This is a genomic window from Fontivita pretiosa, from assembly GCF_050410795.1.
Classification (GTDB): Bacteria; Planctomycetota; Phycisphaerae; order Tepidisphaerales; family Tepidisphaeraceae; genus Fontivita; species Fontivita pretiosa.
In genome coordinates, this window is sequence record NZ_CP191258.1 from 2,945,504 (window position 1) to 2,956,550 (window position 11,047).

The 11,047-nt window shown below is 63.2% G+C and carries 7 protein-coding genes; 6 read left to right on the forward strand and 1 reads right to left on the reverse strand.

Going from position 1 to position 11,047, the window contains the following annotated elements; genetic code table 11:
• Positions 1-146: 146 nt before the first annotated feature.
• Positions 147-1,130: an NAD-dependent epimerase/dehydratase family protein gene (locus ACQS5P_RS11900; protein WP_428936841.1), complete on the forward strand. Its 984-nt coding sequence runs from the start codon at positions 147-149 to the stop codon at positions 1,128-1,130.
• A gap of 70 nt (positions 1,131-1,200) precedes the next feature.
• Here the strand turns inward: ACQS5P_RS11900 and ACQS5P_RS11905 are convergent, their stop codons facing one another.
• The gene (locus tag ACQS5P_RS11905) at positions 1,201-4,173 is read right to left on the reverse strand and encodes a tetratricopeptide repeat protein (protein ID WP_428936842.1); all 2,973 of its coding nucleotides are present in this window, start codon (positions 4,171-4,173) and stop codon (positions 1,201-1,203) included.
• Between the two features lie 249 nt (positions 4,174-4,422).
• Here ACQS5P_RS11905 and ACQS5P_RS11910 point away from each other — a divergent pair, with 249 nt between their 5' ends.
• The 5 genes from ACQS5P_RS11910 (at position 4,423) to ACQS5P_RS11930 (ending at position 11,012) form a co-directional block, all read left to right on the forward strand.
• The gene (locus ACQS5P_RS11910; RefSeq protein ID WP_428936843.1) at positions 4,423-5,835 is read left to right on the forward strand and encodes a glycosyltransferase family 4 protein; all 1,413 of its coding nucleotides are present in this window, start codon (positions 4,423-4,425) and stop codon (positions 5,833-5,835) included.
• 205 nt (positions 5,836-6,040) lie between these two features.
• The gene (locus tag ACQS5P_RS11915) at positions 6,041-7,393 is read left to right on the forward strand and encodes a UDP-glucose dehydrogenase family protein (protein WP_428936844.1); all 1,353 of its coding nucleotides are present in this window, start codon (positions 6,041-6,043) and stop codon (positions 7,391-7,393) included.
• Between the two features lie 146 nt (positions 7,394-7,539).
• Positions 7,540-8,253, forward strand: coding sequence for a CerR family C-terminal domain-containing protein (locus ACQS5P_RS11920; RefSeq protein WP_428936845.1), 714 nt, complete (start codon positions 7,540-7,542; stop codon positions 8,251-8,253).
• Complete coding sequence (locus tag ACQS5P_RS11925) at positions 8,250-9,347, forward strand: HlyD family secretion protein (RefSeq protein ID WP_428936846.1); 1,098 nt, start codon at positions 8,250-8,252, stop codon at positions 9,345-9,347. The genes ACQS5P_RS11920 and ACQS5P_RS11925 overlap by 4 nt, the downstream gene beginning before the upstream one ends.
• Positions 9,348-9,419: 72 nt before the next feature.
• Positions 9,420-11,012, forward strand: a complete 1,593-nt coding sequence (locus ACQS5P_RS11930) for a DHA2 family efflux MFS transporter permease subunit (RefSeq protein ID WP_428936847.1) — start codon at positions 9,420-9,422, stop codon at positions 11,010-11,012.
• Positions 11,013-11,047: the final 35 nt, after the last annotated feature.

Sequence of the window (11,047 nt, forward strand, 5' to 3'; positions counted from 1 at the left end):
TGGGAGGACTGTACAGTTTATCCGATGCTTGCCGGCGGTAAGGGCTGTCGCAAGATCATCCGGACTCAAAACTCCACAGGAGCTGGACGAAGTTTGGAGAGCGGCCTATTCTGGCGGTCCCGCGGCATCGGGCAAACGGACTTGTTATGCGTTATCTGATCACTGGCGGGGCGGGATTCATCGGTTCGCACCTGGCCGAGCGGCTGGTCCGCGACGGCCAGCAGGTCACGATCCTGGACGATCTGTCCACCGGTCGCGAATCGAATCTGGCGGCGCTGCGCGGCAGCCCTCACATGCAGTTCATCCGTGACAGCGTCGAAAACGAATCCACCGTCGCGCTGGCCGTGTCACAATGTGATGCGATTTTCCACCTGGCGGCGGCGGTGGGGGTGCAGCTCATCGTCGATCAGCCAGTACGCACCATCACCACGCTGATTCACGGCACGGAGGTGGTGCTGGCCGCCGCGCATCGCTTCGGCAGGCCTGTGCTGATCACCTCCAGCTCCGAAGTCTATGGCAAGGGAACGCGCGTGCCGTTTGGCGAGGACGACGACATCGTCATGGGCCCCACGCGACACAGCCGATGGTGCTACGCCTACAGCAAGGCGATCGACGAATTCCTCGGTCTGGCGTACCACAAGCAGTTCGGCCTGCCGGTGGTGATCGTGCGGCTGTTCAACACGGTGGGACCAAGACAGGTTGGGATGTATGGGATGGTTCTGCCGCGATTCGTGGAAGCGGCGCTGGCGGGCAGGCCGCTTCAGGTCTACGGAGATGGCACGCAGACGCGCTGCTTCTGCCATGTCGCCGACGTCGTCGATGCCCTGGTGAAGCTGATGAACACGCCTGCCGCCGTCGGGCAGGTCTTTAACCTGGGCAGCGACCAGGAGATCTCGATCAACGACCTGGCCAGGCGCGTGATCGAGCTGACGGGATCCAACAGCGCGATCGAGCACGTGTCGTACGAAAAAGCCTATGGCCAGCCGTTCGACGATCTGCCCCGGCGTGTGCCGAAGCTGGATCGGATTCGCGCGGCGATCGGATTTGAGCCGAGGTTCAACCTGGATCAGATCATCCGGTCGGTGATCGACGAGCGACGGGGTGCGATGAGACCGGCTGGACCGTCATAGGTAACCAGCGGTGTGGGGAGCGGGCGTGCGGGCCGCTGGCGAAAGGCGGAGCGTGGGCGTGCGTGGTGAGTCAATGAATCGGGCCGGTGGTCGCGGGTCTGGTCGTCGCCTCCAGCGCCGCCAGTTCCGCCCGCCAGCGGGCGGCGTCGGTGGGACGGCCCGTATGGTCACAGATCTCAGCAAGGGCGGCCACAACGCTGCGGGCCACTTCGTGCTTCTGTAGTCCTCTAGATTGGATCGTTCTATATGCTTGCGCGAACAGCGTCTCGGCGTCACTGAGTCTTCCTGCGGCTCTGAGCAATGTGCCGAGGTGCTTCATCGAGCCAAGCGTGTCCAGATGATCGCTGCCGAGCACGCGCCGCCGACCGTCAAGCGCTTCGCGCAAGAGCGGCTCAGCTTTGTCGAGCCTTCCCTGCGCAAAAAGCAAGTAGCCAACGTTATTCACGGATCTGAGGGTCTCTGGGTGATCAGCACCCAGCACGCTACGAAGGCCTTCCATCTCCTCACGCCACAGCGCCTCGGCGGTTTCGAGTCTCCCTTGCAACTGGAAAAGGCGGCCCATCCAATGCAGCGAATTGAGCGTGTCCAGATGATGGTTTCCCAACACCTTTCGGCGACCCTCCAGCGCGTTGCGCAGCAACGGCTCGGCTTCTGCGAACTTCTTCTGGTCCAGCAACAATGCACCGGCCCAGCCCATCGCGTTCAGCGTCGTCGGGTGATCACGGCCCAACACGCGTGAAAAGCCCTCGGCCGCCTCGAAAGACAGCGATGCTGCCTCGTCATATCTGCCTTGGGCTCGCCGCAAGGCGCCCATAGCCCGAATGATGCTCAGCGTGGTTCGATGTACACTGCCCAACACGCTACGGCTCCTCTGCATCGCATCGCTCAGTAGGAGTTCGGCCTCACTCAGCTTGCCCTGTATGAGCAGCAGGCTTGCCAGATTATCGACCGAAACCAAGGTGTCGAGGTGATCGTCGCCGAGCGTACGACGACATCTCTCCAGTCCCTCGCGGAGGAAGGGTTCAGCGCGATCAGGCTGCCCTTTGGTCTGGAGGAGCATGCCCATGTTATTGATGGCGGATGTAGTATGCGGATGATCATCTCCCAGCACGCGCCGGTGTCGCTCGAGCGACTCGGACAAGAGGGCTTCGGCCTCGTCGAGTTTGCCTTGTTCCTGAAGCAGCGTTGCCAGCTGATTCAGCGCAGCCAATGTGTTCGGATGATCGTCCCCCAGCGTGACGCGGTGCTGCTCGAGCGCATCGCGCAACAATGAATCGGCTTCGTCGAACCGCCCTTGGGCTACAAACAGGGTGCCGAGGTTCAGAACTGAGACCAACAGGTTCCGATCCCCAGGTCTGGCTAACAGACGTCGTCGATCGAGCGCCTCCCGGAACAACAGCTCTGCATCCAACAGCTTGCCCCGTGCCTGCCGAAGTGACGCTAAACTGTTGATTGCACCCAAGGTATCGGGATGGTCGCTCCCCAGGATGCGCCTGTTGCGCTCAACCGACTCGCGAAGAAACCGATCAGCCTCGTCGAGCTTGCCGGTGCCGTGGAGGAGGGTTCCCATCCATAAGAACGAATTCAGCGTGTCGGGGTGATCCTCGCCCAAGAGGCGCCGCCGCACGCCTAGAGCCGCTTCAGCATGCGGTAGAGCCAAATCCGACCTGCCAACTGCTTCATAGGAGTAAACAAGTGCCATCCGAACGCTGGCTTCGGTCAGCGGTTTGCCGCTGAACTGCGTGCGAATCGCAGATGCTGCCGGGTCGAGCATTCTCTTGATGATTTGTTCGCGCACCGCCCTGTCCGGCATGTTCTCCGGCCGCGCCCCGTACAAAACGTTCTCATTGAAAAAGTGATTTACGGCGTCAAGCTCTTGGCTCCGTGACTGTGCTTCGGCACGCTGGCGGCGCTCGCGAAGGGCAAAAGTCGCCGAGAGCGCGGTCGCCGCCACCATGGCCAGAGCGACCATGCCTGCCGATGCGACGACGACCTTATTCCTCTTCGCGAATTTCCTCAGGTTGTACCACGTGCTCGGCGGTCTTGCGGTGATCGGCTCGTAGTCGAGGTACCGCTTCACGTCCGCTGCCAGGTCTTGCGCAGTTGGATAGCGTCGGGTCTTGTCCTTCTCCATCGCCTTCTGCACGATCGTCTCGACGTCGCCACGCATCGAGCGGTCGATGCTGCTCAGCCTGCTCGGTTCTTCTTCGCAGATGATCCGCGCGGCCTCGGGCAGGGGGCGGTCCTTGACCTCGTAGGGCATGCGGCCTGCGAGCAGCTCGTAGCCGAGCACGCCAAGCGCGTAGACATCGGTGGCCTGGTCCAGCTCATCGACCTGCCCGCGGATTTGTTCCGGGGCCATGTAGGGCACGGTGCCGACGATGTGGCCCGTCTGGGTGTGCTGGGTAGCCGTCTGGGCATCGGCGTCGATGGCTCGTGCCACGCCGAAATCGAGGATCTTCGGCTTGCCGTCGCTCATCACCAGGATGTTGCCGGGCTTGAGGTCGCGGTGGACGATGCCCCGGCTGTGGGCGTGGCTGACGGCCTGGCAGATCTCGCAGAAAAGCTGCATCCGCTGGCGGAGCTTAAGCACAGGGCTTGCCTGCTTGAGATATACATCAAGCGGTTGGCCTTCGATCAGCTCCATCGCGAAGAACGGCTGAGGTCCGGCGCCGATGTCGGCGATGCCGGCGTAGTAGATTCGCGCGATGCCGTGATGATTCAGCCGCGCCAGCAGGACCGCCTCATGCTCGAAGCGGCGAAGCAGCGCGGGGGTCATCTTCCCGGGGTGAACGACCTTCAGCGCCGCGCGCTGCGCCAGTCGCAGATGCTCGGCCTCGTACACCACGCCCATCCCGCCCTCGTTGATTTTGCGAATGATGCGGTAGTCGCCGATGTGCTCGGGAAGGGGATCAACGGATTCGACGACGGCTCTGGCGGCGGCGAGCTGAGCGGAACCGAACCAGGTCGAGTCCGGATTGTACGGCTGGGTCTGTGCGGGGGCGGTTGGCGCGGTCGGAGGCTGCTCCTGTCCAGCGGTCATGTTCTGTCCTCCCGCAGATGAAATGAGCCGGCGATCGTAACGCTACCGAGGGGCAAAAGCGATGAAAAACCGGCGGCGATTCTCTGCCCCTGGCGGCTGCGACAAAAAGGGTGCAGGCGCATGCTGTTCTGGTCCGGGCGAGTGGCGCGCCCAGCGAGGCAGCCGGTTGGACATCCTCGCCTTCCACCTGTAATCTGCCTTGGGTCCCCGAGGGCGTCGATTCCGGGGCCAGGATGAGGTTTTGAGCGAATGTCAGGCTGGATCTTCGGACAATCCGCGCCACTGTTGGCGAGCCATCAGCACAATCCTTCCCCACTGCTCGCCCAGGTCTTCAGCGCCGACGAGGTGCTCTCGCCTTACGTCTACGTCTTTTACGTGGCATTTCTGGTCTCGTGGATTTTCACGCCGATCATGCGCTCGGTGGCGATCTACTACGGGATCGTCGATCAGCCGGATCAGTTGCGAAAGATTCACAAAACGCCGGTGGCATATCTGGGGGGAGTGGCGGTGTTTCTGGGCTGGATCGCGGGCCTGGCGATGAGCCAGTTTCTGTATCTGCACCGCAACGCGCCGGGGTTGCAGCATCTGGTGATCCGGCTGGGGATCATCGCCGGCGCCTGCACCATCATCGCGCTGGGGTTGTGGGATGATCTGCGACGCATTCGTCCATGGATGAAGATCACCGGACAGGTGGCGGCGGCGTGCATGCTGCTGGCGTCGGGAATCGGTACGGAGATCACCAAGTTCTTCATCGCCCCGATCACGCTGCGCATGGCCAATTATCTGGACTGGGCGCCCGACCCGGCGTCTCCGCTGTATCAGTGGCTGATCTATACCAGCAGTTGCGGGCTGGTGATTGCCATCGTGGTCTTCTGCTGCAACGCGACCAACCTGATGGACGGGCTGGACGGATTGTGCGGAGGAGTGACCGCGATCATCGCGATCGGGTTCACCATCCTGGCGGTGTATCTGGGCATGAACAGCGGCGGGCCGGAAACGAACAACGACGCGCTGCGGGTGGTGCTGGCGCTGGCGTTGCTCGGGGGAGTGCTGGGGTTCGTGCCGTACAACTTCAATCCCGCCTCGATTTTCATGGGCGACACCGGCAGCATGTTCCTGGGGTTCACGTGCGCGCTGCTGATCATCCTGATGGGAGAGGTGGGGTCGCGATGGTTTCTGGCCTCGACGGTGATGTTCGCGCTGCCGATCCTGGACACGAGCCTGGCCTTTGCGCGGCGGTGGGTGAACCGCCGGCCGTTCTTCAGTGCCGATCGCCAGCATTTTCATCATCAGTTGGTGGCCCGGGGGCTGACGATCCGCAAGGCGGTGATGCTGAGCTACGGTCTGGCGATTTTCTTCGTGCTGTGCGGAGTATTGATCGTGTTCATGCGAACCCGCTACGCGGTGATGTTCTATCTGACGATTTTCGGCTACATCGTCGTCGCGGCATACAAGATGGGCATGGTGCACGAAAGGCCAGTGGTGGTGACGCGCAAGCCGATCGATCAGGGCGGGGTGGTATCGGCGGCGAGCAGCGAGCCGGCGGCGGTGCTGGAGGTGCGCGACGCGCCCCAGCCGGCGCACAGCATCGCACCTGCTGACTCCGCTGCCGCAGCGCCTGCGGGATTATCAGTCCCCGGTGCCTGGAACGAACCGGCGTGAGCGCAGTTGCCAAAATCGATGCCAGATTGCAGGCTAACCCGGTGCGAGCTTTGACTGTCCGTGCTCATCCGCGGGCGGTTTTTCGCCGATCAGTGCGATAAGGCGGTATGGTATATTCGGATTTTGCCAACCATAACGGCGAGGCGACGCCCGCCGGGATGGCCCTGAGCCGGCAACGATGTAAGTGAAAATCAAGAGGTAACTTATGGATGTAACGGTGATTGGTTGTGGATACGTGGGGCTGGTGACCGCCACCTGCCTGGCCAGCATCGGGCACACGGTCCGGGGCGTGGAAAAGGACCCCAAGAAGCTCAAGATGCTTCAGGACGGGCACTGCCCGATCTTCGAGCCGGGACTTCAGGAGCTGATGCAGGAGCACTATGCCTCCGGACAACTTCAGTTCACCGACAACATCAAGGCGGCGGTGAAGGATGCGGAGGTGATCTTCCTGGCCGTCGGCACCCCTTCCAAACCCGATGGCACCGTGGACATGAGCTACCTCGAAGCCGCCGGCAAGGAAGTCTGCGACGCTCTGGCGGAACTGAACAACGATTACCTGGTGACCATCGTCGTCAAGTCCACGGTTCCGGCCGGTACCAACCGCAAGCTCTACAACTTCCTCAAGCAGCAGACCAACTCCTACGTGCAGGTGGTCTCCAACCCCGAATTCCTGCGCGAAGGCTCGGCAGTGAAGGACTTTTTGGAGCCTGATCGGATTGTGATCGGCGGGGAGAGCCCCGAGGCATTTCGCATCATGCGCCGACTCTACGACCCGATCGTCAAGCGCGAAGAAAACTTCATGACGATGAGCTGGGAATCGGCGGAGCTGACCAAGTACGCCGCCAACACGATGCTCGCCGCCCGCATCTCGTTCATGAATGAAATGACCATCCTCTGCGAGTACTACGGCGCCGACATCGAGGACATCCGCAAGGGAATCGGCTCAGATTTTCGCATCGGGCCGGCGTTTTTGCGCGCGGGAGTGGGCTTCGGCGGATCATGCTTCCCCAAGGACGTGGCGGCGATGGAGCACATCTCCCGCCAGGCCGGACACGAAAGCCTGTTCGTTCACGCCATCCAGACCACCAACAAGAACCAGAAGAAGCGATTCGTGGATCGGCTGGTGGAAAAGCTGGGCCGACCCATTCAGGGCGCGACCATCGCGGTGTGGGGGCTGGCATTCAAGGCGGACACCGACGACATCCGCGAGAGTCCTGCGATCGACGTGATCCGGTATCTGCTGGACCGCGGCGCTCACGTGCGTGCCCACGACTACAAGGGCATGGAGAACATGAAGCAGATCTTCAAGGATCAGGTCGAGTGGTGCAACGATCCGGTCACCGCCGCCGCCGGCGCCGACGCCGTGGCCCTGTTGACCGACTGGCCACAGTACAGCACCCTGCCGTTCCGCAAGATCGCCGCTACGATGAACCAGCCGATCATTTTCGACGGACGAAACTGCCTGCACCGCGACGTGATGCGTGAGACCGGCTTCCAGTACTATCCGATGGGCCGGCCCTGCATCGAAAACTCCCTGCGCCTGAAGAACCGGGTGTGAACGCCGACGCTCTGCCAACAAATCAACCGTGATTGCGGCCCGGGGCTGTGCCTCCGGGCCGCATCTTTATGATGCACCTTCGGTTACAGGTCAGGTTGACGTTTTTCTTGATTCGCTAAAACATATGTTTTAAACTACCGATTGAAATGGACACCGAGTCGCAACAGCCGTCTGCGTCGCCACCGGAAATGGCGCTCAGCCAGCAGACCCGCCAGCGATTGCTGGAGGCCGCAGGCGAAGTCTTCGCCGAGTACGGCTACCGCGCCGCGACCATCCGCCAGATCTGTCAGCGCGCCGGCGCCAACGTCGCCGCGGTCAATTACCACTTCCGCGGCAAGGACAAGCTGTATGCCGAGTGCGTCAGCTACTGGCTCAACGAGGCGCTGAAGAAGTATCCACCGGACATGGGCCTGACCCCCGATTCCACGCCCCAGCAGCGGCTGCACGCGTTCGTGCGCTCGTTTCTGTACCGAATCCTCGATCAGAGCCGTCATGCCTGGTACGGCAAGCTGGTGGCCCGCAACCTCATCGAGCACACCCCCTACCTGGATTCATGCGTGGAGCAGGCGATTCGTCCCATGGCTCAGCGGCTGCATGAGATCATCCGGGCGATCGTGGGACCGAAGGTCGGTGAACGCGACATTCGCCTGGCGGCGCTGAGCATCGTCGGACAGATCGTGCTGCATCGCCATTCCAGGCCGGTCATCGCCCGGCTGTACCCGGGCCTGACATACACGGCCCAGGACCTGGAGCGTCTGGCCGAGCACATCACGCAGTTTTCGCTGGCCGGGCTGGATCGGCTTGCCGCCCGGGCGCAGCGCGATACGCAAGCGGATCAGAACAGCACAGGTGTTTCATGACAGGTTCCAAAGGCGCAACGGCGACACACATCCAGCTCGAGCGCGAGGCCGACCGGGTTGTTTCCGGCTCCGCATCCCGCGCACGCAAAGCGCTGATGGTTCTTGTCGCGATGATTGGTGTGATCGCGGCGGCCGCTTACATCGTGCGCGTCGCGATCTACGCCTACTACTACGAATCCACCGACGACGCCTTCGTGGAGTCGGCGGTGGTGCAGATCGGCACGAAGCTGGGCGGATACGTGCGGGCCGTGGAGGTCAACGACAATCAGCACGTCTCGCAGGGGCAGGTGCTGGTGCGGCTGGACGACGCCGATCAGCAGGCGCGGCTCCAGCAGGCGCGGGCGGCGTTGAGCGTGGCACGCAGTCGCCTGGCTGAAGCTCAGATGCATCTTCAGATGCTTCAGGCGGAGCTGGAGCAGGCGAGGGCGCAGTTGGCGGCGGCCCGCGCCAACGCCCAGGTCGCCGAAACCGAGCGACTGCGCTACGAGTCGATGCCCCCGGGCGCCGCCTCGCCGCAGGAACGCTCCAACGCGATTGCCGCCGCCGACGCCGCACGCGCCAATGTCCAGGCGGCACAAAGCAAGCTGACGGCGGCGGAGGCGGCGGTGGCGCATGGTCAGTCGCGGCTGAGAACGGCGCGGGCGGAACTGGCTGTGGCCCGTGCCGCGCTGGCGCAGGCGGAGCTGGAGCTGTCGTACACGAAGATTCTGGCGCCGCAGGCCGGACGAGTCACACGAAAAGGCGTCGAGCCAGGCGCCTACGTGCAACCGGGCCAGGCGCTGATGGCCATCGTCCCCGATCAGGTCTGGGTGGTGGCCAATTTCAAGGAGACGCAGCTTACGCACATGCGACCCGGACAGCCGGCCGACATCCGCGTCGATGCCTACCCGGGGCGCAGGTTCCGCGGGCACGTGGACAGCATCCAGGCCGGGACCGGCGCGCGTTTCAGCCTGCTGCCACCAGAGAATGCCACGGGCAACTATGTGAAGGTCGTGCAGCGCGTGCCGGTGAAGATCGTCTTTGACGATCCCCCGCCGCGCCAGATCGTGCTGGCCCCGGGCATGAGTGTCGTGCCGCGAGTGAAAGTCAGATGAGCCTGCGACCGCGACGTGTGCCTGCCGCGGCAACGACCATCGCGACGCTGACTCTCGGATCCTGCAACGGCCATGAACGATTCGGCATCTGACAATCTCACGCCGCCGCAGCTCTGGCGGCCGCGGCACAACCCCTGGGTCATCGCCCTGACGGTGGTGCTGGCGACGTTCATGGAGGTGCTGGACGTGAGCATCGCGAACGTGGCGTTGCCGCACATCGCCGGCAGCCTCGCCGCCGGCACCGACGAGAGCACGTGGGTGCTGACCAGCTATCTGGTCACCAATGCCATCATCCTTCCGATGTGCGGATGGTTCAGCCAGATGCTTGGACGCAAGCGATTCTACCTGACTTGCGTGGTCCTGTTCACGCTTTCGTCGGCGGCGTGCGGAATGGCGCCGAGCCTGGCGTGGCTGGTGTTCTTTCGCGTGCTCCAGGGTCTGGGCGGCGGAGGCTTGCAGCCCAGTTCCCAGGCCATCATCGCCGACACCTTCGAGCCGCGACGCCGCGGCATGGCCTTCGCCATCTACGGCATGGCCGTCGTCACCGCGCCTGCGATCGGTCCGACGCTGGGCGGATGGATCACCGACAACTTCGACTGGCGGTGGATCTTCTGGATCAACATCCCCGTCGGTGTGGTCTCGCTGCTGCTCAGCTCGCGATTCGTCGAGGATCCGCCGCACCTCAGCGGCCGGCAACGCCGCAACAGCATCGACTACATCGGTTTTGCCCTGGTGGCGCTGGGGCTGGGCACGCTCCAGGTGGTGCTGGACAAGGGACAGCGGCAGGACTGGCTGGAGTCCCGATTCATCGTCGTCTTTTCCACGATCTCCGCCTGTAGTCTGCTGGCCGCCGTCTGCTGGGAGCTGTGGCATCGCGATCCGATCGTGGACCTGCGGCTTCTGCGCGAGCGCAACTTCGCGACGGCCAACCTGCTGATGTTCGCGCTGGGATTCGTGCTGCTGGGCAGCACGGTCCTGCTGCCGCAAATGCTTCAGTTGCTGCTGGGCTACACCGCGACGCGCGCGGGCATGGCACTGTCTCCGGGCGGGCTGGTGATCATGCTGCTGCTGCCTTTTGTGGGCATGGCGCTTTCACGCGGCGTGCAGCCCAAGTGGCTGATCATGATCGGCCTGTGCATCAGCGCCCTGGGTCTGATCCGCATGTCGCACTTCAACCTCCAGATCACCTTTGCCGACGCGGCGATGGCGCGCATCGTCCAGGCGTGCGGAATGGCGATGCTGTTCGTGCCGATCAACACCTTGGCCTACGCGTTTCTCCCGCCGCACAAGAACAACGCCGCCTCCGGGCTGATCAACCTGTCGCGAAACATCGGCGGCAGCGTGGGGATCGCGTTCGCCACGACTCTGCTGGCGCGGCACGCGCAGCTTCACCAGACCTATCTCGTCGAGCATGTGTCCCCCTTCGACCCGCGCGCCCAGATCGCCCTGGGCACGCTGCGCCGCGTCCTGGCCGAACATGGCGTCGCCGCCGCCCAGACCACCCGACTGGGACTGACCATGATCTACGAGCTGGTGCAGCAGCAGGCGGCGATGCTCTCGTACGTGGATGTGTTCAGGATCATGGCAGCGATCTTCTTCGGGATCGTGCCCCTGGTCGCGATCATGAAGCGAATCCGCTCGGCCCCGCCGACCGTGGGTCATTGACCACAATCAGCCCGGCCAACCCCGGTCGCCTCCGA

What these genes read in the sequence shown, in the direction of transcription:
- ACQS5P_RS11925 (WP_428936846.1), top strand. Translation starts at nt 8,250, where the DNA reads ATGACAGGTTCCAAAGGCGCAACGGCGACACACATCCAGCTCGAGCGC.
- ACQS5P_RS11900 (WP_428936841.1), top strand. Translation starts at nt 147, where the DNA reads ATGCGTTATCTGATCACTGGCGGGGCGGGATTCATCGGTTCGCACCTG.
- ACQS5P_RS11920 (WP_428936845.1), top strand. Translation starts at nt 7,540, where the DNA reads ATGGACACCGAGTCGCAACAGCCGTCTGCGTCGCCACCGGAAATGGCG.
- ACQS5P_RS11915 (WP_428936844.1), top strand. Translation starts at nt 6,041, where the DNA reads ATGGATGTAACGGTGATTGGTTGTGGATACGTGGGGCTGGTGACCGCC.
- ACQS5P_RS11930 (WP_428936847.1), top strand. Translation starts at nt 9,420, where the DNA reads ATGAACGATTCGGCATCTGACAATCTCACGCCGCCGCAGCTCTGGCGG.
- ACQS5P_RS11910 (WP_428936843.1), top strand. Translation starts at nt 4,423, where the DNA reads ATGTCAGGCTGGATCTTCGGACAATCCGCGCCACTGTTGGCGAGCCAT.
- ACQS5P_RS11905 (WP_428936842.1), bottom strand. Translation starts at nt 4,173, where the DNA reads ATGACCGCTGGACAGGAGCAGCCTCCGACCGCGCCAACCGCCCCCGCA.